Origin of the sequence: Pseudomonas yamanorum (assembly GCF_013386765.1) — a bacterium.
GTDB classification, from domain to species: Bacteria; Pseudomonadota; Gammaproteobacteria; order Pseudomonadales; family Pseudomonadaceae; genus Aquipseudomonas; species Aquipseudomonas yamanorum_A.
The window spans coordinates 17,954-41,285 of sequence record NZ_JACARE010000034.1 but is presented as its reverse complement, the minus strand read 5'-3'; the positions used below and the strand labels follow the sequence as shown (position 1 = coordinate 41,285).

The 23,332-nt window shown below is 63.7% G+C and carries 20 protein-coding genes and 2 pseudogenes; 5 read left to right on the top strand and 17 right to left on the bottom strand.

What is annotated here, in order from left to right; translation table 11 throughout:
- Window positions 1-2: 2 nt before the first annotated feature.
- The 4 genes from HX875_RS24860 to ribBA all read right to left on the bottom strand — a co-directional run bounded on the left by HX875_RS24860 (window position 3) and on the right by ribBA (window position 4,095).
- A complete protein-coding gene (locus HX875_RS24860) occupies window positions 3-812 on the bottom strand; it encodes an ABC transporter permease (RefSeq protein ID WP_177046621.1) in 810 nt (269 codons plus the stop codon).
- A gap of 6 nt (window positions 813-818) precedes the next feature.
- Complete coding sequence (locus HX875_RS24855; RefSeq protein WP_177046618.1) at window positions 819-1,736, bottom strand: ABC transporter permease; 918 nt, start codon at window positions 1,734-1,736, stop codon at window positions 819-821.
- Complete coding sequence (locus HX875_RS24850; protein ID WP_177046617.1) at window positions 1,733-2,758, bottom strand: ABC transporter substrate-binding protein; 1,026 nt, start codon at window positions 2,756-2,758, stop codon at window positions 1,733-1,735. Before HX875_RS24850 ends, HX875_RS24855 begins: the two co-directional genes overlap by 4 nt.
- A 227-nt stretch (window positions 2,759-2,985) precedes the next feature.
- Window positions 2,986-4,095 carry a bifunctional 3,4-dihydroxy-2-butanone-4-phosphate synthase/GTP cyclohydrolase II gene (gene ribBA, locus HX875_RS24845; protein ID WP_177046615.1) on the bottom strand — a complete coding sequence of 370 codons (1,110 nt, stop codon included), beginning with the start codon at window positions 4,093-4,095 and terminating at the stop codon, window positions 2,986-2,988.
- Window positions 4,096-4,164: 69 nt separating this feature from the next.
- Between ribBA and HX875_RS24840 the strand changes: the two genes are divergently transcribed.
- A complete protein-coding gene (locus HX875_RS24840) occupies window positions 4,165-4,458 on the top strand; it encodes a DUF1330 domain-containing protein (protein ID WP_177046614.1) in 294 nt (97 codons plus the stop codon).
- A gap of 6 nt (window positions 4,459-4,464) precedes the next feature.
- Here the strand turns inward: HX875_RS24840 and HX875_RS24835 are convergent, their stop codons facing one another.
- The 13 genes and pseudogenes from HX875_RS24835 to HX875_RS24780 all read right to left on the bottom strand — a co-directional run bounded on the left by HX875_RS24835 (window position 4,465) and on the right by HX875_RS24780 (window position 18,251).
- The gene (locus tag HX875_RS24835) at window positions 4,465-5,028 is read right to left on the bottom strand and encodes an NUDIX hydrolase (protein ID WP_177046612.1); all 564 of its coding nucleotides are present in this window, start codon (window positions 5,026-5,028) and stop codon (window positions 4,465-4,467) included.
- Between the two features lie 2 nt (window positions 5,029-5,030).
- The gene (locus tag HX875_RS24830) at window positions 5,031-5,783 is read right to left on the bottom strand and encodes a GntR family transcriptional regulator (RefSeq protein WP_177046610.1); all 753 of its coding nucleotides are present in this window, start codon (window positions 5,781-5,783) and stop codon (window positions 5,031-5,033) included.
- A gap of 169 nt (window positions 5,784-5,952) precedes the next feature.
- Window positions 5,953-6,438, bottom strand: a complete 486-nt coding sequence (locus HX875_RS24825) for a flavin reductase family protein (RefSeq protein WP_177046608.1) — start codon at window positions 6,436-6,438, stop codon at window positions 5,953-5,955.
- Between the two features lie 12 nt (window positions 6,439-6,450).
- Complete coding sequence (locus HX875_RS24820) at window positions 6,451-7,932, bottom strand: aldehyde dehydrogenase (RefSeq protein ID WP_177046606.1); 1,482 nt, start codon at window positions 7,930-7,932, stop codon at window positions 6,451-6,453.
- Complete coding sequence (locus tag HX875_RS24815; protein ID WP_177046588.1) at window positions 7,929-8,762, bottom strand: alpha/beta fold hydrolase; 834 nt, start codon at window positions 8,760-8,762, stop codon at window positions 7,929-7,931. The genes HX875_RS24820 and HX875_RS24815 overlap by 4 nt, the downstream gene beginning before the upstream one ends.
- A gap of 43 nt (window positions 8,763-8,805) precedes the next feature.
- Complete coding sequence (locus HX875_RS24810) at window positions 8,806-9,396, bottom strand: amino acid synthesis family protein (protein ID WP_177046586.1); 591 nt, start codon at window positions 9,394-9,396, stop codon at window positions 8,806-8,808.
- Window positions 9,397-9,592: 196 nt separating this feature from the next.
- Window positions 9,593-10,129, bottom strand: a pseudogene (locus tag HX875_RS33250) (methyl-accepting chemotaxis protein); the annotation flags it as partial.
- A gap of 327 nt (window positions 10,130-10,456) precedes the next feature.
- Window positions 10,457-11,536 (bottom strand): annotated as a pseudogene (locus HX875_RS33245) (HAMP domain-containing protein); the annotation flags it as partial.
- Between the two features lie 172 nt (window positions 11,537-11,708).
- The gene (locus tag HX875_RS24800; protein WP_177046582.1) at window positions 11,709-13,121 is read right to left on the bottom strand and encodes an aspartate ammonia-lyase; all 1,413 of its coding nucleotides are present in this window, start codon (window positions 13,119-13,121) and stop codon (window positions 11,709-11,711) included.
- Window positions 13,108-14,097, bottom strand: coding sequence for a LysR family transcriptional regulator (locus HX875_RS24795; protein ID WP_177046580.1), 990 nt, complete (start codon window positions 14,095-14,097; stop codon window positions 13,108-13,110). The genes HX875_RS24800 and HX875_RS24795 overlap by 14 nt, the downstream gene beginning before the upstream one ends.
- Before the next feature lie 20 nt (window positions 14,098-14,117).
- Window positions 14,118-15,488 (bottom strand): MFS transporter, encoded by a 1,371-nt coding sequence (locus HX875_RS24790; RefSeq protein WP_177046579.1) that lies wholly within the window; start codon window positions 15,486-15,488, stop codon window positions 14,118-14,120.
- A gap of 247 nt (window positions 15,489-15,735) precedes the next feature.
- Complete coding sequence (locus HX875_RS24785; protein WP_177046577.1) at window positions 15,736-16,458, bottom strand: FadR/GntR family transcriptional regulator; 723 nt, start codon at window positions 16,456-16,458, stop codon at window positions 15,736-15,738.
- Window positions 16,459-16,514: 56 nt separating this feature from the next.
- Window positions 16,515-18,251: an IlvD/Edd family dehydratase gene (locus HX875_RS24780; RefSeq protein ID WP_010173667.1), complete on the bottom strand. Its 1,737-nt coding sequence runs from the start codon at window positions 18,249-18,251 to the stop codon at window positions 16,515-16,517.
- 192 nt (window positions 18,252-18,443) lie between these two features.
- On the opposite strand from HX875_RS24780, the gene HX875_RS24775 reads away from it, so the two are divergent.
- From HX875_RS24775 to HX875_RS24760, 4 genes are read left to right on the top strand one after another with little or no spacing between them, the layout of a single operon-like run.
- On the top strand, window positions 18,444-19,766 hold the full coding sequence (locus tag HX875_RS24775) for an MFS transporter (protein ID WP_177046575.1): 1,323 nt from the start codon (window positions 18,444-18,446) through the stop codon (window positions 19,764-19,766).
- A 21-nt stretch (window positions 19,767-19,787) separates the two neighbouring features.
- Window positions 19,788-20,780 carry an AraD1 family protein gene (araD1, locus tag HX875_RS24770; protein ID WP_177046573.1) on the top strand — a complete coding sequence of 331 codons (993 nt, stop codon included), beginning with the start codon at window positions 19,788-19,790 and terminating at the stop codon, window positions 20,778-20,780.
- Between the two features lie 10 nt (window positions 20,781-20,790).
- Complete coding sequence (locus tag HX875_RS24765) at window positions 20,791-22,371, top strand: aldehyde dehydrogenase (NADP(+)) (protein ID WP_177046571.1); 1,581 nt, start codon at window positions 20,791-20,793, stop codon at window positions 22,369-22,371.
- Between the two features lie 50 nt (window positions 22,372-22,421).
- Window positions 22,422-23,297, top strand: coding sequence for an SMP-30/gluconolactonase/LRE family protein (locus HX875_RS24760; RefSeq protein ID WP_177046568.1), 876 nt, complete (start codon window positions 22,422-22,424; stop codon window positions 23,295-23,297).
- Window positions 23,298-23,332: the final 35 nt, after the last annotated feature.

Below are 23,332 nucleotides of genomic sequence, written 5' to 3'. Positions count from 1 at the left end.
GCTCAGGGCCGGGTTTCTGTGCGCCGGCGAACGGCGGCGGCAATCACCATGACCAACACCGAGAGGCCGATCAGCAACGTCGACGCGACGGCGATCACAGGCGTCAGGTCCTGGCGCAGGGTGGTCCACATTTTCACGGGAAGGGTTTGCAGGGTCGGGCTGGCCATCATCACGCTGAGCACCACTTCGTCCCACGAGACGAGAAAGGCGAACAGCGCACCCGCCACCATGCCCGGGCGAATCGCCGGGAAGGTCACCTTGAACACCGCCTGCAAGCGCGAGGCGCCGCAGATCACGGCGGCGTCTTCAATCGACTGATCGAACAGCTTCAGCGAGTTGATGATCGAGATGATGGTGAACGGCAACGCGACAATCACGTGGCTGACCACAAAGGCGAACATCGTCCCGGTGTAGCCGAGCTTGAGGAACAGCGCGTACACCGCCACCGCGATGATCACCAGCGGCACGATCATCGGCAGGGTGAACAGGCCGTAGAGCAATTCGCGGCCGGGAAAGCGCCCGCGCACCAGGGCGAATGCCGTGGGCAGGCCCAGCGCCACGGCAAACACCGTGGTCAGCACCGCGACCTTGAGGCTGGCCACGGCGGCGTTCATCCAGTCGGGGTTGGAGAAGAACTGGCCGTACCATTTCAGCGTCCAGCCGGGCGGCGGGAACACCAGCCATTGTGAGGAGCCGAACGACAGCAGCACGATGAACACGATCGGCAACAGCAGGAACAGGCCGATCACGCCGGTGGTGGTGTACAGGCCCAGGCGCATCCTGCGGCTCATGGCATTGGGAGTCAGGAGCATGACGGCTTACCTCGCGTTGCTGGCGCCAACCGGGGATTCCGGCTGAAGCTTCAGGTAGAAGTAGAACAGCACCAGCGTGATGAAGATCAGCAACGCGGCGCCGGCACTCGCCAGGCCCCAATTGAGGAACGATTGCACCTGCTGAATGATGAACTCCGGCAGCATCATGTTCTGCGCACCGCCGAGCAGCGCCGGGGTGACGTAGTAACCGAGGGACATCACAAACACCATCAGCCCGCCGGAAAACAGCCCCGGCCGGCACAACGGCAGGAACACCCGGAAGAAGTTGGTCCAGGGGCTGGCGCCGCAGATGGAGCCGGCCTGCAGGATCATCGGGTCGATGGCCTGCATGGTCGCCTGCAACGGCAGCACGATAAACGGGATCATGATGTAGCTCATGCCGATCACCACGCCGGTCAGGTTGTGCACCATCTCCAGGGGTTGATCGATGATGCCCATCGCCATCAGCGCCTTGTTGATCACGCCTGAAGCCTGCAACAGCACGAGCCAGGAATAGGTCCGGGCGAGCAGGCTGGTCCACATCGACAGCAGCACGATGTTCAGGATCCAGCGCCCCCAGCCGCGGGGCACCAGGGTGATAGCCCACGCCAGGGGAAAGCCCAGCAACAGGCTGAACAGGGTCACCAGGCCCGCCACTGAAAAGGTGTTGAGCAACACCCGCGCATAGGCCGAGTTGGCGAACAGCTGTTCATAGTTGCCAAGCCCCGGCACCGGCTCCAGCACGCCCCGCAGCAGCAGGCCGATCAGTGGTGCCAGGAAGAACAGGCCGAGGAACAACAGGGCCGGGATCAGGTTGCTGGAACCGCGCCAGCGCTGCGCCAGGGACGGCGCTACGGCTTTACCGCCAGCCTTGCCGGCAGCGCCCAGGGCGCTCCCGGCGGGCGTGGTTGCGGTCATTTTCATTTGACTAGCCATTCATTCCACCGTGTCGCAATGGCCGGACCGTTCTTGGCCCAGTAGGCGAAATCGAGGGTGATCTGGTCCTTGGCATACGCCGTCGGCAGGTTGGGTGCCAGGACTGAATCCAGGCGCTGCACGCTGTCGATATTCACCGGTGCATAGGCGGTCAGGTTGGAGAAATCTGCCTGGCCTTTGGCGCTGCTGGCGCTGGCCAGGAACTTCATGGCCGCCGCCTTGTTTTTCGAACCTTTGGGCACGACCAGGATGTCGGCCATCACCAGGTTCTGCTTCCAGCTTACGCCCACGGGCGCGCCGTCTTCCTGCAGGGCGTGAACGCGCCCGTTCCAGAACTGGCCCATGCTGACTTCGCCGGAGGCCAGCAGCTGTTGCGACTGGGCACCGCCGCCCCACCAGACGATGTCTTTCTTGATGGTGTCGAGTTTCTTGAAGGCGCGGTCCAGGTCCAGCGGGTACAGCTTGTCGGCGGGTACGCCGTCGGCCAGCAGCGCCAGTTCAAGCACGCCAGGGCTTGGCCATTTGTAGAGTGCGCGTTTGCCAGGGTAGGTCTTGGTGTCGAACAGCGCGGACCAGTCCTGGGGTTTGCCGGCGCCGAGCTTGCCTTCGTTGTAGCCCAGTACGAAGGAGAAGAAGAATGAACCCACTCCGTGGTCGGAGACGAAGCGCGGGTCGATCTTGTCGCGCTGGATCACCGAGAAATCCAGGGGTTCGAGCAAGCCTTCGGCGGCGGCGCGCAAGGCGAAGTCGGCTTCGACGTCCACCACGTCCCACTGCACGTTACCGCTTTCGACCATGGCCTTGAGTTTGCCGTAGTCGGTGGGGCCATCCTGGACCACGGTGATGCCGCTGGCCTTGCTGAACGGGTCGGCCCAGGCCTGTTTCTGCGCGTCCTGGGTGCTACCGCCCCAGCTCACGAAATTGACGCTTTCGGCCGCCAGGGCCGCATGAGTGGCCGTGGCCAATAAGCCCGCGAACAGCACTGCGGTGACACGTTTGTTCAACACCATTTTCACGCCCTCATTTGTTTTGTTATTGAGCGGGCTTGGTAGTGCCCGCCTATCGGGAGCAGTAGGTCCAGCAGGGCCTCTAATCGAGGCCCCGGAAGGCGACCGTGCCAAGGGCTTTTATGGGTGCTTTCCCTGGCGGGTGCACTTGGCAGAAACGTTCGGTCTATGGGATGTCATATTATGGTATTCCAAACTTTGTGCAAGCATTTTGCCTTACCGGTTATCCGTCATTCGGTGAACGCAATGCTCTCCACCACCTCAAGGTCGTAGCCGGTCAAACCGGCATATTTAAGGGGCGGGCCGAGGTGGCGCAGTTTGCCGACCCCGAGGTCCTGCAAGATCTGCGCCCCGGTGCCTACTTCAGAATAGATGCGCGATTGGGAACGGTTGAATTGCCGGGGCGCCTGGGTCAGTTGCGGCACGCGCTCGAGCAATGCCTGGGATGACTCATGATTGGCCAGCACCACCACCACGCCGCAGCCTTCGGCGGCCACTCGCTGCAAGGCGGCCCACAAGGTCCAGTTGGACGGGCCGCTGTATTCGGCGCCCACCAGGTCGCGCAGCGGGTCGATCACATGCACCCGTACCAGCGCCGGTTCGTCACGACGCAACTGGCCCATGACCATTGCCATGTGCACGCCGCCGTCGATGCGGTCTTCGAAGGTGATCAGGCGGAACGTGCCGTGCACCGTCGGCAGGTCGCGTTCGCCAATGCGCACCACGGTGCGCTCGGTGCTCAGGCGGTAGTGAATCAGGTCGGCGATGGTGCCGATCTTGATCCCGTGCGTGCGGGCGAATACTTCCAGGTCGGGCCGGCGGGCCATGGTGCCGTCATCGTTCATCACTTCGACGATGACCGAGGCCGGCGTGTGCCCCGCCAGGCGCGCCAGGTCGCAACCGGCTTCGGTGTGGCCGGCGCGGGTCAGTACCCCGCCGTCCCTGGCGCGCAGCGGGAAGATGTGCCCCGGTTGCACAATGTCGGCCGGCCCGGCACTCATGTCCACGGCAGCGGCCACGGTGCGCGCGCGGTCGGCGGCGGAGATTCCGGTGGTCACGCCGACGGCCGCTTCGATGGACACGGTAAACGCGGTACTGAACACGCTGCCGTTGCTCGGCACCATCTGTTCCAGGCCGAGGCGCTGGCAATGTTCATCGGTGAGCGTCAGGCAAATCAGGCCACGGGCTTCGCGGGCCATGAAGCTGATCGCCTCGGCGGTGCAGCAGTCGGCCGGCAGCAACAGGTCGCCTTCGTTTTCCCGATCTTCGTCGTCCACCAGGAGTACCATTTTGCCCTGGCGGTAGTCTTCGATGATTTCTGCGATGCTGTTGAAGGTCATGTAACGTGCTCGGGTTGTTGGTTGTATGTATTATGGTATACCACAAAACTTAACGTAGAGGATGTCACGATGAAGGCGTACTGGATTGCCCATGTGGATGTGGCGGATGCCGAGCAATACACGCAGTACACCCAGCGCGCACCGGCGGCGTTTGCGAAGTTTGGCGGGCGATTTCTGGCCAGGGGCGGGCGCAGCGCCGCGATGGAAGGCGGGCCGGCAACGCAGCGCAATGTGGTGATCGAATTCGACAGCTACGACCAGGCGGTGGCGTGCTACGAGTCCGAGGAATATCAGGAGGCGAAGGCGCACCGTGAGGGCGTGGCCCAGGCGCAGATCATCATTGTGGAAGGCTTGGCGCTCTGACGCGCATCAGCGGATAAAGTGAATCCTGCCGCTGTCGTCGTTGCCGATGTAAATGCCGTAGACCCCGGCCTGGCGTTCCTCGATATAGCGTTCGAGGATCTGCCGGATCGCCGGGTAGTAGATGCTGTCCCAGGGAATGTCCTCGGGCGCGAAGAATTGGTAGTCCAGGGTTTCCGGCCCGAACTGGCCGGTAATCTCCAGCGCAATGGCGCGAAAGATGATGTACACCTCGCTGATCTTCGGCACGCTGAAGATCGAGTAGGGCGACACAATCTCCGCCCGCACGCCGCTTTCTTCCCAGACTTCCCGCAGTGCCGCCTGTTCCGTGGTTTCGCCACCCTCCATAAAGCCTGCCGGCAACGTCCAGGTGCCCGGGCGTGGCGGGATTGCCCGTTGGCACAGCAGGTACTTGCCGTCCTGCTCGATGATGCAGCCGGCGATGATCTTCGGATTGACGTAGTGGATATAGCCGCAGCCGCGGCACATCAGGCGTTCATGGGTATCGCCCGGCGGGAGCTGGTGACCCAGGTCACTGCCGCCGCATTTCGGGCAAAAGCCAGGGGTGAACATGGTCAGTGACCTATGCGGGGTTCTTTGAGCGCGATGGGCAGGGTGATCTCGGGGATCTTGCCGGTCTCTTCCTGCTTGCGCTTGAGGTAGTCCAGGGCAACGGCGGCGGCGGCGCGCACATGGTCGACGCAGGCCTGGTGAGCCGCGAGCGGGTCGCCGCTCTTGATCGCCTGCACCATGCGCTCCATTTCCTGGTTGCTGGTACCGCGACGGTTTTCCTGGGACACCGACGTGGCCCGCAGGTAGCTGATACGCGCCTGCAACTGACGCAACTGGGTGGCGGCAACATGGTTGCCGGAGCCCACCAGCAGCACGTCGTAGAAACCCTGTACCGAGTCGATGACCTGTTGCAGTTCACCGTCCTTGAGGGCCTTGCGGTTTTCCTCGAGGGCTTTTTCCAGGGCCTTGATGTCCTTGGCCTTGGCGCGCAGGGTGAACAACTGCACGATCAAGCCTTCGAGCACGCAGCGCAGTTCATAGATATCGACGGCATCGGCCAGGGTAATGATTGCGACTTGCGGGCCCTTGGCGTCGGCGAACTCCACCAGGCCTTCGGACTCCAGGTGACGCAAGGCTTCGCGCACCGAGGTGCGGCTGACGCCGAGGCGGTCGCACAGGTCGCGCTCCACCAGGCGGTCGCCCGGCAACAGCTGGAAGTTCATGATGGCGCTGCGCAGTTTTTCCAGCACGATTTCGCGCAGGGTGACCGGGTTGTGATTGACCTTGAAGCTGTCGTCGAGGGGCAGGCGTTTCATGGGGTCTGCTCTGAATGGGGCGGTTAACTGGAGGCCTCGGCACCGGCTTTGGCGAAGGCTTCAGGGGCCAGCCGGGCCGATTGAGGGCCAAAATCTTCGGCAAGTTTATCACGCTGTGTTCTTTAAGCGACAAACCCTCACGGCCCCACGAATGGCCCCGGCAGCCGCCTCACGCCAGGGTAGGCAACGGGCCCAGCTTGCCTTTGTGGTAGATCATCGGCGTCATCGGCTGGTCGGGCAGAATCAGGTTTTTCACCGCGCCCACAATGATCGCGTGGTCACCGCCGTCGTATTCGCGCCACAACTCGCACTCGATGATCGCCGTGGCCTTGGCCAGCAGCGGGTTGCCCAGGTCGCTGAGGTGCCACTCGATGCCCTTGGCTTTTTCCTTGCCTTTGCTGGCAAACGCATAGGCCTCGGCAGTCTGGTCGGCGGACAGCAGGTGAATCGCAAAGCGCTTGCTGTCCCGCAGGATCGGGTAGGTGTCCGACGCATAGTTGGGGCAGAACAGCACCAGGGCCGGGTCAATCGACAGCGCGCTGAACGCACTGGCGGTGATGCCGACGATGCCGCCTTCCGGGTCCAGGGTGGTCACCACCGTGACGCCGGAGGGAAACGAGCTCATCACGTCTTTGTAAATGCCGGGTTCGATCATGGTTGTGGTCTCTTAGCGCATCACGAAAGGATCAGGCATCGGTGCCTGGGAAAGGTTGATCCACACCGTCTTCAGCTCGGTGTAGGCCAGCACCGAATCGATGCCGCTTTCGCGTCCATAGCCACTGTTCTTGAAGCCGCCGATGGGCGCCATGGCCGATACGGCGCGGTAGGTGTTGACCCAGATGATGCCCGAGCGCACATCCCGCGCCAGCCGGTGGGCGCGGCCCAGGTCGCGGGTCCAGATGCCGGCGGCCAGGCCGAACTGCGAGTCGTTGGCGATGGCCAGGGCTTCGGCTTCGTCCTTGAAGCGAATGACCGACGCCACCGGGCCAAACACTTCTTCCTGCATGATCTTCATCGAATTGCGGTCGCACTCGAACAAGGTCGGCTCGTAGAACCAGCCTTCGCCGAGGTTCTGCGGGCGTTTGCCGCCGGTGCGCAGGCGCGCGCCTTCGGCGATGGCATCCGCCACCAGGCCCTCGACCACGGCCAGTTGCTGCGCGGTGGCCATGGGGCCCATCTCGCTGGCGTCGTCTTGAGGGTTACCGATGCGAATGCGTTGGGCGCGCGCCACCAGGCGCTCGACGAATTCGTCGTAGATTTCATCCTGCACCAGCAAGCGCGAGCCGGAGACGCAGCTCTGCCCGGAGGCGGCATAGATACCGGCGATGGCGCCGTTGATGGCGCTGTCGAGGTCGGCGTCGGCAAAGATGATGTTCGGTGATTTGCCGCCCAGTTCCAGGGACAGCTTGGCGAAGTTCTCGGCGCTGCTGCGCACCACATGCCGTGCCGTGGCGGCGCCGCCGGTGAAGGCGATCTTGCGTACCAGCGGGTGGCGGGTAAGGGCGGCGCCGGTGCTCGGGCCGTAGCCGGTCACGACGTTGACCACACCTGGCGGGATGCCGGCTTGCAGCGCCAGGCGCGCCAGTTCAAGGATGGTCGCCGAGGCGTGCTCCGACGGTTTGATCACAATGGTGTTGCCTGCCGCCAGGGCGGGCGCGAGTTTGATCGCGGTCAGGTACAGCGGGCTGTTCCATGGAATGATCGCGGCAACCACGCCCATGGCTTCGTGCACGGTGTAGGCAAACAGGTCGGGCTTGTCCAGCGGCAGGGTGCCGCCTTCGAGCTTGTCGGCCAGGCCTGCGGTGTAGTGGAAAAACTCCGGCAGGTAACTGACCTGGCCGCGGGTTTCACGGATCAGCTTGCCGTTGTCGCGGCTTTCGAGCTGGGCCAGTTGCTCTTTGTTCTCGGCAATCAGGTCGCCCAGGCGGCGTAACAGCTTGCCCCGCGCGGTGGCGGTCAGGCCGCGCCAGGCCGGGCTTTCGAAGGCGCTTTGGGCGGCGCTCACGGCGCGCTCCACGTCAGCCTCGTCAGCATCGGGCAACTGCGCCCAGGGCTCGGCCAGCGCCGGGTTCAGGCTGTCGAAGGTCTTGCCGGACAGGGCGTCAACCCATTCGCCGCCGATGCACATCTGGAAGCGTTCAAGTGTCATGCCACGATCCCCTTTATCGGGTGTTGTTGGGAGTGTGCCGTTTCGAGGAAGTCCAGCAACAGCTGGTTGACCAGACGCGGCGATTCGACAGGCATCATATGCCGTTGCTCGGGCAAAACGGCCACGGTCGCACCGGGAATGCGCTCGGCCAGTTGCCGGGCCATTTGCGGTGTCGAGCCGGGGTCCAGCTCGCCGGTGGCCACCAGCGTCGGCGCCTTGATGCTGCCCAGGTCGTCGGCGCGGTACATGTCCTGGGTGGCGAACAATTCATAGGTGGTCAGGTAACCCTGAGGGTCATTGCCCGCGAGGGTCTGGCGCAACGCGGCAATCTGCGCCGGGTTGGCGGCCTGGTATTCACGGCTGAACCAGCGCGACAGGGCGGCTTCGGCATTCGCGTCGGGCCCGTGTTCGGCGGCCTGGGCGGTGCGTGCGATCACCCCGGCGCGCTGCTCCTGGCTACGATTGAACACACTGTTGAGCACCACCAGGCTTTGCAGGCGCTCCGGGTAGTGCAGGGCAAAGGCGCGAGCCACCAGGCCGCCCATGGAAAACCCGATCACCGTCGCCTGGGGCAATTGCAGGTGATCGAGCAGTTCCAGCAGTTGGTCGGCGTAGCCCAGCAGCGGCGTACCGCTCTGCGGGCGCGGGCTGGCGCCATGGCCAAGCATGTCATAGGCAATGACGCGGTACCGGGTGGCGAGGCCGACCACCTGGCCGCCCCACATTTCTTTATTCAGGCCCACGCCGTGGATCAAAACCACAGGCTGGCCTTGGCCGGTCGCCAGGTAACTGGTGCCAGCCGGGGTACGTTCAGCGGTGAGCCGAATCATGGAGCGCTCCTGCATGCCTTTTTGTTTGAGTGACGGGTCTTGCTTACTGGGCTTTTTCAGCCGCCAGCTCTTCCAGGTCGATGTAGCGATTGCCAATACGCGGGTGCAGGCGACCGCCGTCGGCACAGCCCAGGACCACGACGATTTCATCGGCGCGGGGCGCGTCTTCAATCTTCATTTCCAGGGTGATGTAGTGCGAGCGCAGGCCTTCGTCGTCCTTGTGCATCATTGGGATCTGGATCGAGGTGCCCGGGCCGCCGCGCTTGTTGGTGAAGCTCAGGTAGCTTTTGGCCTTGACCGCTTCACGGTAGTGGTTGCCAAAGCGCAGGGTGTGGATGATCGCCGAGGCGTGTTCGATCTCTCCATCGGCACCCACCACGGCCGCCTTGCCGTAGGCTTCGATCTTCTCGGCGCCGCCGATGATGCCCACCAGGCGCTCGACCATCAGCGCACCCAGGTCGGAACAATTGGCGCGGATTTCCGGCTTCAGGTCTTCGACAAAACCGCGGCCCAGCCACGGGTTTTTAAGCACAACGGCCAGGCCGACCATTTTGACCGGAGTGTCCGAGGCTTTGCCGCCTTCGATAAAGGTTTCTTCTACATAGCTGACGATTTTGCGGATTTCGAAACTCATGAACGGCTCCATCTGACGCAGGTGATTTGCGTATGATGGTATACCATAATACGAGAAGCGCAATAGCGTGATGTGCGTTGCCCTGGGGCAAGCTGACAAATGGCCGGCAACGAGCCCGCCCGCGCTAGGCGGGGGAGGCTGGACAGGCGTGATGGGGTGGGGAGGCGGTGAGCACGTCACCGCCTCGCAGGCGGGGTTAGAACTTGAAGCGCCCGACCAGGCCCTTGAGCTGGCCGGAAATATCCGTCAACCGCCCGGAGCCGGTCTGTGCCGAATGAGCAAAGCCTTCCACCAGCTGGGCGTCGGCATGAATCTGCGCGATGTGCCGGTTGATCTCTTCGGCCACCTGATGCTGTTCCTCGGCGGCCGTGGCGATCTGGGTGTTCTGGTCGCGAATCGAGTCCACCGAGCCACGGATCTTGTCGAAGCTGTCGCGGGCCTGCTGGATGCGTTCCACGCTGGTGTGGGAGACCTGCAGGCTGCCTTGCATCTGCAGGGTGACTTCCTGGGTGCGGCGGGCGAGGTTGCCCAGCAGGCTGTCGATCTCGCCGGTGGAGTCGGCGGTGCGGCGGGCGAGGGCGCGGACTTCGTCGGCCACCACCGCAAACCCACGGCCCTGGTCACCGGCCCGTGCGGCTTCGATGGCCGCGTTGAGGGCCAGCAGGTTGGTTTGCTCGGCAATCGAACGAATCGTGTCGAGGATGGTGTTGATGTTCTTGCTGTCTTGTTCGAGCAACTGCATGGTCTGGGTCGACTTTTGCAGGTCTTCGCTCAGCTTGAGCACGCTGCCGGTGGCTTCGCCGATGTGCTGCTGGCCATCGTGCACATCCCGATAACCTTCGTCGGCGCTCGAGGCCGCCGCGCTGCATGAACGGGCGACTTCGTTGGCGGTGGCCACCATTTCGTTGAACGCGGTGCTCACCAACTCCACGGCTTCGCGCTGACGGCCGGCGGCCTGGTTCATGTTGTGCGCGACTTCACGGGTGTCGGCCGCGGCGGTTTGCAGGTCGGACGAGGCGTTGCCGATGCGCTGCACCAACTGCGCGATCATGCTCAGGAACTGGTTGAACCAGCCCGCCAGGGTGGCGGTTTCGTCCTTGCCCTGGACCTTGAGTTGGCGGGTAAGGTCGCCTTCACCTTCGGCGATTTCCTGCAGGCCGTCGGCCACGCCACGAATCGGGCGCACGATCACCCGGGCGAAGCTGGCGCCGACAATGGCGAAGACCACCGCCAATGCCGCCGCGATGGCGACGATCAGCCAGGTCAGGCGCGTCGCGCCCGCCATCACTTCGTCACGCTTGATCAGGCCGATAAAGCGCCAGCCCAAATCTTTGGAACTGACCACGTTGGCCATGTACGGCACGCCGTCAATCTCCACCTGGGTCACGCCATCGCCGCGCTTGGCCAGTTCGGCGTAGTTGGGGCCCAGGTCGGCCAGGGGCTTGAAGTTGTGCTTGGCGTCGCTCGGGTCCACCAGCACGTTGCCGTTGGCTTCCACCAGCATCAGGTAGCCGCTGTCCCCCAGCTTGATATTGCGCACCAGTTCGGTGAGCTGCTTGAGGGATACATCCAGGCCGACGACTCCGAGGATATTGCCGGTGGCATCGGCGACGGTGTGCACGGTGCCGATCAGCGTCACATCGTCCGGTGCCCAGTAGTAGGCGCCGGTGCGCACGGTGGTGCCGGGCGCGGCGATGGCGGCTTTGTACCAGGGCCGCACACGCGGGTCATAGTTGTTCAGTTTGGTGTCGTCAGGCCAACTGGCATAGCCTCCGTCGCTCAGTCCCAGGGACAGGTAGGCGGTGCTCGGATGGCTTTTGGCGAACTGGTCGAAAATCGCCAGCAGGTCTTTGTTGGTCGGGGTCAGCGGGATTTGCGCGGCGTCGGCGCCGGCGTAGCTCTTGAGGTCCTTGGCCGCGACAACGCGCGGGTCCTTGGCCACATAGTCGACGTTCTGGCTGATGCCGTCGAAGAACTGCTTCATGCCATTGTCGATCTGGCGGATCTCGCGACCACTGCTGTCGAGGAAATTGGCCAAGGCCCCGTCGCGCACATTCAGTACGACGAGCACGGCCACCAGGATGACCGGCAGGCACGCGATGGCCGCAAAGGCCCAGGTCAGCTTCTGCTTGATATTCATGACTTCACCCGCGGGTATTTATAGTTTTTGGCAAGGAGAAAACAGTAGGGTCGAGCGTCGCATGTGTTGTGGTGGGGCGGTGTCAGCCATGCGTACCCCCTGTATATCGACTGCGGGGGTACGTACTTGAGGCTGGAGGGGGTGTTTAAGTGGAGCGGGGAGGCCAGCGGCCTCAGTCCTCGAACACAGGTCGTGAGGAGCGCTCGATCGCGGCCATGGCTTCGGCCTGGCTCATCAACCCGGACTCTTCCAGGATCGACAGCAGTGAGCGACCTTGCGCCACGGACTGGCGTGCCAGCTGGCTGACGCGGGCGTACCCCAGTTTCGGCACCAGCGCGGTGGCTACCGCCATCGAGTCGGTCAGGTGTTGTTCATTGCGTTGCGCATCAGCCGTTATCCCACTGACGCATTTTTCGCGGAAGCGCTGGATGCCCTGGGTCAGCAGCGCAATGCTGTCGAATACACGGGAAGCCACCAATGGCTCGTAGTGGTTGATCTCCAACTGGCCAGCCTGTACCGCCTGTGCCACCGCCACGTCGTTGCCGATGACCGCGAAGCTCAGTTGAATCATGGCCATCGGCAGCACCGGGTTGACCTTGCCGGGCATGATCGACGAGCCGGCCTGGGCTTCGGGCAGCTTCAGTTCGCCAATCCCGCCGACAGGGCCGGACGACAGCAGGGTCAGGTCCGAGGCGATCTTGGCCAGGGACGCCGAGCAGGTGCGCAGTTCGGCGGAAACCCGGGAGAACACATCCATGTTCTGCATCGCGTCGAAGGCATTCGACGGTGCCTGGTATTCAATGCCGGTGATCTGTACCAGGTGCCGGTACACCGAGGCGCGATACGCCGCCGGCGCGCCGAACCCGGTGCCGATGGCGGTGCCGCCCAGGGGCAGGGTGCGCAGTTTGTCGCGTACGCTGGCAAGCTCCGCGCCCAGTCGATGGGTGAGGTCGGCATACCCGGAAAACACCTGGCCCAGGCGCATTGGCTGGGCGTCCTGCAAGCAGGTGCGGCCCAGGTGCAGGACATCGGCAAACTGTTCGGCTTTCTGGTCGAAGCGGGTTGCCAGTTGTTCCACTTCATCGATCAGCGGGCCGAGCATCGCGTACGTGGCGATCTTCAGGGCTGCGGGGTAAACATCGTTGGTCGACTGCGAGGCGTTCACATGGTCATTGGGGTGCACCACCTCATACGAACCGGCGGCATGCCCCATCAACTGTTGGGCGCGGTTGGCAATCACCTCGTTGAAGTTCATGTTGGTGGACGTACCGCCGGAGCCTTCCAGCAGGTCGACGATCAGGGAGTCGTCGCACTGGCCGGCGATCACTTCGCTGCAGGCCTGCACAATGGCCTCGCATTGGGGCAGGGCAATGACGCCGCAGGTGTGGTTGGCCAGCGCGGCCGCCGATTTGCACTGGGCAAAGGCATCACGAAAGGCAGGGTAGTGGGCGATGGTCAACGGTGACACGCTGAGGTTGTCGAACCCGCGTACCGAGTTCACCCCATACAACTTGCCGGCCGGAATGTGCACATCACCGACGTAATCGGTTTCCAGTCGTGCAGCGGCAGAATCAAAAGTACTCACGAGCATCACCCTCATCTATTTGGATTAACGCCTCCACCCCTTTGTCCAGGGCCTTGAGCCTGGGCAGGAAGGAGTGGAGGATCACATTGCGCGCCGTTTCGCAGGCATCGGCGAAAAAGGCGCTGTATTCATCGCGTCGCGCTACCAGGTACAGCGAGCGCTCCAGCTGCAGGTCCGGGGTGAGGTGTGCGGTCACTTTGTCCACCCACGAAGAGGCTTGCAAAAAACACATCGGGCTGGTCACCGCCCATCCGATGCCCTCCGCGACCATCGAGGTCAACGCATCGGCGTTGTCCAGCTCCAGGCGGTTGGGCACCCGGACATTCAGGCTGCGCAGATGGCGTTCGATCTGCAGGCCGACCTGGGACATCCGGTTGAAACGCACCACCGGCAGCACATTGGCCAGCGCCCGTACGTCCTCGACCGTGTTGATTTCGGTGCGCAGCTGGCTGGGCGTGATCACAAAGTACTTCTCTGAAAACAGCCGGTAGCGAATCACATCGTTGGCGTCCATCAGCGGGTCGCTGGTGACGATCAGGTCCAGGTCGCGGCGCAGCAGGGATTCGCCTTGTTGCGGGCTGAGCCCGGTGCGGATCGACAGCTGCGCGACCTTGCCCAGCAATTGTTTGGTGAACACCGAGCCGCAGGTCGCTGCAAAGGAGTCCACCAGGCCAATGCGCAGGTCCGGGTTCACGCCGCGTCCGGCGTCGATCACCTGGGCCTTGAGATGGGACAGTTCCTCGCTCAACACCGAGCCCCGGTTGCGCAAGGCGATGCCGAACGAAGTGAGGGCGAGCGGACGGGTGGTGCGGTCTACCAGCACCACCCCCAGGTCCTCTTCCAGCTGGCGCACCATCTGCGAGACGCCGGACTGGGAAATGCCCATGCGCGCGGCGGCTCCCGACATGCTGCCCTCTTCGGCAACCGCGATGAATACCTGGACCGCATACATGTCGATAAGCCTGTTCGCTGACATCGTCATCCCTCTTCAACGGTTTACTTCGGGGTGCGCCCCACGGGGCTGGACAGCGCCGGCGACAAGCCCGGGTCGATATCGGGTGTGACGCCCGACAAGTCTTCCTTGCTGGTTTCCGGTGCAAACAAGTGGCAGAACACGCCGCCCACGATCAGCACACCGACGCACACGCCCAAGGCTGCATGAACCCCCACATGTTGCACCGCGACCGGCAGCAGGAAGGTCGCCACCGCCGAGCCAAACCGGCTCGCGGCCACGGCCAGGCCGATCCCCGAGGCCCGCAGGTGGGTGGGAAACAGCTCCGGTGGATAGACGAACTCCAGGTTCACCGCGGCCGCCATCACGCAGGCAAAAAAGCCGAACGCGAGGATGGTGCCGAGCGGGCCGAAACCGGCGTAGGCCAACACGGCCAGGCCGGCAGCGCTCAGGTAGAAGGTGCCCACCAGAAACACGCGGCGAGAGATGCGGTCGATCACCAGCAAACCGAGCAGGGCGCCGACCAGCAGCAGTACGTTGTAGACCAGGCCACCGACGAACTTGTCCTGCACGTTCAACGCTTCCAGGACTTTGGGTGCGAACGTGCCCAAGGCAAAGAACGGAATCACCTGGCAGGTATAGAACACGCAGCCCACCAAGGTGTTCTTGCGCCAGCGCGGGCTCAACAGCTCGCTCCAGCTGCCGCGTGGCTTTTGCGCAGAGGCCTGGGCGGCCGGTGCGGGCAGATAGACGTGTGGCCCGAACTTGCTGCGCACTACGGCCAAGGCTTCTTCGTTGCGCCCCCGGGCCATCAGCCAGATCGGCGACTCCGGAACCCCCAGGCGCAGCGGCAAGATCAACAGCGCGGGGATGCCACTGAGGGCGAGCATCACGCGCCAGGCATCCGGGCCGATATCGCGGACCGCAAACCCGGCCAGGTACGCCGCCACGTAACCCGCCGCCCAGGCCGCCGCCAGTACACTGAGCAAGCGCCCCCGATACCGGCGGGGAGCGAACTCGGTCACCAGGGATTTGCTCACCACATAGTCAAACCCCAGCACCAGGCCCAATAACAGGCGCAGCGCCAGCAGTTGCTCGGGGGAGGTGACAAAGAACTGCGAGGCGGAAATCACCGCGAACAACAACATGTCCCAGGCAAAAATCGTGCGCCGGCCAAACTTGTCGGCGATCGGGCCGGCAAACAGGCTGCCGAGGAACAACCCGGCCAGGGACGCGGCACCCAGCAGGCCCATCCACAACGCGGTCAATTGCAGGGGCCCTGCCGCCATGCTCACGGCGATCCCGATAATGCCCAGCACGAACCCGTCACTGAACTGGCCACCCGTGCCGCTGAACACCGTCCGGATATGGAAGCGGCTCAGCGGAAGGTCTTCGAACGCTACTTGACCACTCATTCGTCTCTCCACTTGCTTTTTTATAGGTGTGGGATCCGGTGCATCAGCACCCGGTGAGAGCGAGTCTAGGGCGACGACTTCACGAAATCAGCAGGCGTCGTGTGAGTATCAAGATAGCTGATACTTGGCGCCGTTTTTCGTGAAGGTCCGGGTTAAACCGGTGGCTCGATTGAGCAGTACGGCCTGTCGGGGAGCAGGCCGGGAAGGGCAGGAGGCTATTGGCGTGGAGGGCGGGACCAGGCCCGCCTTACAGCGGGGTCAGCACATTCATCACGGTGTCCAGCGCCACGCGTGTGTCATCCAGCTGCACCAGGGACGCATGCCGGGCGCCGAGGGCATCACGGTTCTTGATCGCGGTGAGGATCGCTTTGTGCCGGGGCAGGCTCAGGCCCTGGATATCCGGGCGGCGGTTGGTGATGTTGATCGACTCGCGCAGCGGCAGCGACAGCATGTTGCACATATAGGCAAGCAGGTCGTTGCGGGTGGCGTCGGCAATCGCGCGGTGGAAGTCCAGGTCGGCCTGCAACAGCGTTTCGTGGGTGTTCGCGGTTTCCATGCCCAGGTAGGCTTTTTCGATGGTGGCGATATCGGCGTCGGTGGCGGTGGTCGCGGCCATGGCGGCGATTTCCGGTTCCAAAATCCGCCGTACACCGGCCAGGGTGTTGAAAAATTCGCTGTGGGGGGTCGACTGCATCAGCCAGGACAGCACGTCCGGGTCCAGCAAATGCCACTGGGCCCGAGGACGCACCATCGCACCGACCTTGGGCTTGGAAATCACCAGGCCCTTGGCGCTCAGCACCCGGGTGGCCTCACGCAATACCGACCGGCTGACTTTGTATTCCTCGCACAGGCTTGCCTCCATGGGCAACCGTTCTTCCGGTTTGAAGCGCCCGGAAACGATGTGCATGCCCAAGTCCTGAACGATTTGGGCGTGCATGCTCTTGCGCGGCTTGGTCGGCTGCTGGTCCATAACAGGAAGGCTACTCTGGCGAAATTGGCGGCATCATAGCATTCCTCCCGTCCCAATTAGTGGGAATGACGTGGCACTTCCGCGCCCCGGCAGCCCACCAGGAAATCGAAGTCGCAGCCCTGGTCGGCCTGCAATACGTGGTCGATATACAGCTGCCGGTAGCCGCCGACGATCAGTTGCTGTGGCGGCGCCAGGTCGGCCATGCGTGCTGCCAGTTCGGCGTCCGGGATGTCCAGGTGCAGGCGGCCGTTGGCGCAGTCGAGTTCGATCCAGTCGCCTTCCTTCACCGTGGCCAACGGCCCGCCGGCTGCCGCTTCCGGCGCCACGTGCAGCACCACAGTGCCGTAGGCGGTGCCGCTCATGCGCGCATCGGAGATGCGTACCATGTCGGTCACACCCTGGGCCAGCAGCTTGGCCGGCAAGCCCATGTTGCCCACTTCCGCCATGCCCGGGTAACCCTTGGGGCCGCAGTTTTTCATCACCAGGATCGAGTTGGCATCCACGTCCAGCTCCGGGTCGTTGATCCGCGCCTTGTACATGTCGAAGTTCTCGAACACCACCGCACGCCCGCGGTGCTGCATCAGTTCGGCGCTGGCGGCCGAAGGCTTGAGCACTGCGCCGAGAGGGGCCAGGTTGCCCCGCAGCACACAGATACCGCCGTCGGCGCGGATCGGGTTGTCGAGGGTGCGGATCACCTCGTCCTGGCCGTAGATCGGCGCCTCCCTGGTGTTTTCGCCGAGGGACTTGCCGTTGACGGTCAAGGCGTTCGGATGCGGGATCAGGTTGGCTTCACCCAGGCGACGCAGCACGGCTGGCAGGCCGCCGGCGTAGTAGAACTCTTCCATCAGGAAGCGCCCGGACGGCTGCAGGTCGACGATGGTCGGCATGCCGCGGCCCATGCGGGTCCAGTCGTCCAGGTCGAGCTCCACGCCGATGCGTCCGGCGATGGCTTTCAAGTGAATCACCGCGTTGGTCGAGCCGCCGATGGCCGCGTTGACGCGGATCGCATTTTCAAAGGCTTCCTTGGTCAGGATCTTCGACAGCTTGAGGTCTTCGCGCACCATCTCCACCGCGCGCATGCCGGACATGTGCGCCAGCACATAACGCCGCGCATCCACCGCTGGGATCGCCGCATTGTGGGGCAGGGAAGTGCCCAGGGCTTCGGCCATGCAGGCCATGGTCGAGGCGGTGCCCATGGTGTTGCAGGTGCCCGCCGAGCGCGACATGCCGCCTTCGGCCGCGAGGAAATCGTCGAGGGTGATGGTGCCGGCCTTGACCTGTTCGCTGAGCTGCCACACCACGGTGCCCGAGCCGATGTCCTGGCCCTTGTGCTTGCCGTTGAGCATCGGCCCGCCGGTGACGACGATGGCCGGCACGTCGCAACTGGCCGCGCCCATCAGCAGCGCCGGGGTGGTTTTGTCACAGCCGGTCAGCAGCACCACACCGTCGATGGGGTTGCCGCGAATGGCTTCCTCCACGTCCATGCTGGCCAGGTTGCGGGTGAGCATCGCGGTGGGGCGCAGGTTCGATTCGCCGTTGGAGAACACCGGGAACTCCACCGGGAAACCACCGGCTTCGATCACCCCGCGTTTCACATGCTCGGCAATCTGGCGGAAGTGCGCGTTGCAGGGCGTCAGTTCCGACCAGGTGTTGCAGATCCCGATGATTGGCTTGCCATGGAACTGATGATCGGCAATCCCCTGATTTTTCATCCAGCTGCGGTACATGAAGCCGTTTTTGTCGGCAGTACCAAACCAGCTGGCGGAGCGCAGGACGGGCTTTTTCTCGGACATGATGTGTTCTCTTATTGTAAGACTATATTGATCTAATCTCGGCTTAACATAGGCGTAAAATCGCCGCTTTGGAAGTGTTGTTGATTAAATAGTAATACTATATAGTCCGATTCAACGAGGCCTGGCCCTGGCGGTTTTCCGCGAGAGGCGACCCGCAACGCTCTATAAAAATAACAATCGGAGACCGCTCACATGAGCCAGGAACAGCGGCTGATACGTCGCATCACGCTCAAGTTGATTCCCTTCCTGATCCTGCTGTACCTGATTGCCTACGTGGACCGCTCGGCCGTGGGCTTCGCCAAGCTGCACATGGGCGCGGATGTCGGCATCGGTGATGCGGCGTATGGCCTGGGGGCAGGGCTGTTCTTCATTGGCTACTTCCTGTTTGAAATCCCCAGCAACCTGATGCTTGACCGTTTTGGTGCCCGGCGCTGGTTTGCGCGGATCATGGTCACCTGGGGCGCCATCACCATCGGCATGGCGTTCGTGCAGGGCCCCCACAGTTTCTACGTGATGCGCTTTCTGCTGGGCGCGGCGGAAGCCGGGTTCTTCCCGGGCGTCCTGTACTACATCACCCAATGGTTCCCGGTGCGTCACCGCGGCAAGATCCTCGGGCTGTTCATCCTCTCCCAACCCATCGCCATGATGATCACCGGGCCCGTGGCGGGCGGCTTGCTCGGCATGGACGGCGTCCTCGGCCTGCATGGCTGGCAGTGGTTGTTCATCGTCATCGGCACCCCGGCGATCCTGCTGACCTGGCCGGTGCTGCGCTACCTGCCGGACGGGCCGCAACAGGTCAAATGGATGGACCAGGCCGAGAAGGACTGGCTCACCGGCGAGCTGGCCAAAGACCTGCAAGCCTACGGCCAGACCCGGCACGGCAACCCGCTGCATGCGCTGAAGGACAAACGCGTTTTGCTGCTGGCGCTGTTCTACCTGCCGGTGACCTTGAGCATTTATGGCCTGGGCCTGTGGCTGCCGACCTTGATCAAACAGTTCGGCGGCAGCGACCTGACCACCGGGTTCGTGTCGGCGGTGCCGTATATCTTCGGGATCATCGGTTTGCTGATCGTCCCGCGCAGTTCCGACCGCCTGAATGATCGCTACGGCCACCTGGCGGTGCTTTACGTGTTGGGCGCCATCGGCCTGTTCCTCAGCGCCTGGCTGACCGTACCGGTGTGGCAACTGGCAGCGCTGTGCCTGGTGGCGTTCGCGCTGTTCTCTTGCACGGCGGTGTTCTGGACCTTGCCCGGGCGGTTCTTTGCCGGCGCCAGTGCCGCGGCGGGCATCGCCTTGATCAACTCGGTGGGCAACCTGGGCGGCTACATCGGCCCGTTCGTGATCGGTGCCCTCAAGGAATACACCGGCAACCTCGCGTCAGGCTTGTACTTCCTGGCGTGCGTGATGCTGTTCGGGGTGGTGTTGACCGCTGTGGTGTATCGGTTGCTGGAGCGCAAGCACGTGCTGCCGCCCGACCAGTTCGCCGCCAGCGCCCGTGGCGCCACGCGTACTTAATTGGCAATCAGGAGAACACTCATGGGTTTAGTGCAGTTTGAATTGAGCAATGGCGAACGCCGGGTGGGCGTGGTCGAGGGCGGGCAGGTGCGCGAGGTGCAATCCGCACGCTCGGTACGCGACCTGGCGCTCGCCGCCATCGAGGCCGGTGTCACCTTGCAACAGCAGGTGGAGCGCCTCGGCCTCGGGGCCAGCCACGACTATGCCGAGTTGCTGGCTGGGCAGCGCATCCTGCCGCCGCTGGATCATCCGGACCCGGCGCATATGCTGGTCAGCGGTACCGGCCTGACTCACCTGGGCAGCGCGTCGGCCCGGGACAAGATGCACCAGCAGGCCGGTGACGAGAGCGCGATGACCGACTCCATGCGCATCTTCAAATGGGGCGTGGAGGGCGGCAAACCGGCCTCGGGCCAGGCCGGTGTGCAACCGGAGTGGTTCTACAAGGGCGACGGCAGCGTGGTGGTGCGCCCGGGGCAGCCGTTCCCGGTGCCGTCATTTGCCGAGGACGCCGGCGAAGAGCCGGAAATCGCCGGGCTGTATGTGATTGGCCACGACGGCAGGCCGTATCGCCTGGGCTACGCGGTGGGCAATGAGTTTTCCGACCACGTGATGGAGCGCAAGAATTACCTGTACCTGGCTCACTCCAAACTGCGCAGTTGCAGCTATGGTCCCGAGTTGCGCCTGGGTGAGCTGCCCCGGCACCTGGCGGGCACCAGCCGTATCCTGCGCGACGGCGAAGTGCTGTGGCAGAACGAATTCCTCAGTGGCGAAGCCAACATGTGCCACAGCCTGGAAAACCTGGAATACCACCATTTCAAATACAGCCAGTTCCTGCGCCCGGGGGACGTGCATATCCATTTCTTCGGCACCGCCACCTTGTCGTTTGCCGAGGGCATTCGGACCCAGCCCGGGGATGTATTCGAAATCAGCCAGGCTGAGTTCGGCGCGCCCTTGATCAACGGCATTGCGCGGGTCGACGGCGCCCTGGCACCCGGCCGCGTAGGCACCCTTTAAGGAGACAGGCATGACCCGGATTATCGGCCACAACTACATCGGCGGGCAGCGCAGCGCGGCCGGCAGCGTTACGCTCCAGAGCGTCGACGCCACCACCGGCGAGGCCTTGCCCTTTGATTTCTACCAGGCGACGGCGCAGGAAGTCGACGCTGCGGCCAACGCTGCGGCGGCGGCTTACCCGGCCTATCGCACCCTGAGCGCGCAGCATCGCGCGGTGTTCCTGGAAGCGATTGCCGATGAGCTGGACGTCCTGGGCGATGACTTCGTCGCCTTGGTCTGCCGCGAAACGGCGCTGCCCGCCGGGCGTATCCAGAGCGAGCGCGGGCGTACCAGCGGCCAGATGCGCCTGTTCGCCAAAGTACTGCGGCGCGGTGATTTCTACGGTGCGCGTATCGATCAGGCGCTGCCGGATCGCCAGCCCTTGCCACGCCCGGATCTGCGCCAGTACCGCATCGGTCTTGGCCCGGTGGCGGTGTTTGGGGCGAGCAACTTTCCCCTGGCGTTTTCCACGGCCGGTGGCGACACCGCCGCCGCGCTGGCCGCCGGTTGCCCGGTGGTGTTCAAGGCCCACAGCGGGCACATGGCCACCGCCGAGCGGGTGGCCGACGCGATCCTGCGGGCGGCCCACAGCACCGGCATGCCCGACGGCGTGTTCAACATGATCTACGGCGGCGGTGTGGGGGAGGCGCTGGTCAAGCACCCGGCGATCCAGGCGGTGGGGTTTACCGGCTCGCTCAAGGGCGGTCGGGCCCTGTGTGACATGGCGGCCGCCCGCCCGCAACCGATCCCGGTGTTTGCCGAGATGTCCAGCATCAACCCGGTCATCGTCCTGCCCCAGGCCCTGCAAACCCGGGCAGGCAGCGTCTCCCGTGACCTGGTGGCCTCGGTGGTCCAGGGCTGCGGCCAGTTCTGCACCAACCCGGGCCTGGTGATCGGCATTGCTTCGCCTGCATTTCGCGCCTTCACCCATCAGGTCGTGCAACTGATGGCCGGGCAACCGGCGCAAACCATGCTCAATGCCGGCACGTTGAGCAGCTATGGCAAAGGTCTGCAAACCCTTCGCGCCCACCCTGGCATCGAGCACTTGGCGGGCGAGGCGCAAGCCGGCAATCAGGCACAGCCACAGCTGTTCAAGGCGGATGCCAGCCTGCTGATCAACGGTGATGAAGTGCTTCAGGAAGAAGTGTTCGGCCCCACCACCATTTTTGTGGCGGTAGCCGACCAGGCGCAACTGACTGCCGCGTTGCACGGCCTGCACGGCCAGCTCACGGCGACGATCATTGGCGAACCGGCGGATTTCACTGAGTTCAGCGAGTTGACGCCGTTGCTGGAGCAAAAGGTCGGGCGCATCCTGCTCAACGGCTACCCTACCGGGGTCGAAGTGTGTGACGCGATGGTCCATGGCGGGCCGTATCCGGCGACGTCCGATGCCCGTGGCACCTCGGTAGGCACCTTGGCCATCGACCGTTTCCTGCGACCTGTGTGCTTTCAAAATTACCCTGATAGCCTGCTCCCCGACGCCCTGAAGAATGCCAACCCCTTGCGCATTCAGCGTCTGGTAGATGGGCAGCCGTCTCGCGAAGCGCTGTAACGCGAGCAAGTTCATTACCACCTGAAAACAACAAGAACGCAGGAGGTTTCATGTCGTGGACCGCAGTCACACCGCACCGGGCTCGACTGGGCGAAGGCCCGTTCTGGGACGTGCCGGGCCAGGCGCTGTACTGGGTGGATATCATCGGCCGGCAGGCGTTGCGCCTGCAGGGCGGGCAACTGCACGCCTGGCAACTGCCCGAACCGGTCTCGGCGTTTATCCCGTGTGCAAGTGGCGATGCGCTGGTGACCCTGAGCAGCGGCGTGTACCGGCTCGACCTCGATTCGCCGCAGTCCGACCCACGCCTGACCTTGCTCTGCGTCGCCGACCCGCACCCGGGCAACCGGGCCAACGAAGCCCGCTGCGATGCCCGGGGCCGGCTATGGCTGGGCACCATGCAGAACAACATCGGCGCCCAGGGTGAAGACCTGCCGGTGCTGCGGCGTTCCGGCGGGCTGTTCCGGGTGGATGCCGACGGCCACGTCACACCGTTGCTGCACGGCCTGGGGATTCCCAACACCTTGCTGTGGAATGACGAAGGCACCCACGTGCATTTCGGCGACAGCCTGGACGGCACGCTGTATCGACACGCGATCACCGACGCTGGGCAGCTGGCACCCGCAGAATCCTGGTTTGGGCCTCACCCGCGCGGCGGCCCGGACGGTTCGGCCATGGACACCGAAGGCTATATCTGGAACGCCCGCTGGGATGGCAGTTGCCTGCTGCGCTTGACCCCGGGTGGCGAGGTCGACCGGGTGCTCGAGCTGCCGGTCAGCCGTCCCACCAGTTGCGTGTTCGCAGGCCCGCACCTCAAGACCTTATACATCACCAGCGCCGCCAGCCCGCTGAATCACCCGCTGGATGGTGCGGTACTGGCCATCGAGGTCGATGTGCCGGGGAAAATCTGCCACCGGTTCGCCGGATAACCCACAGGCTTCACCGCTGTTCAACCCACTCAAAA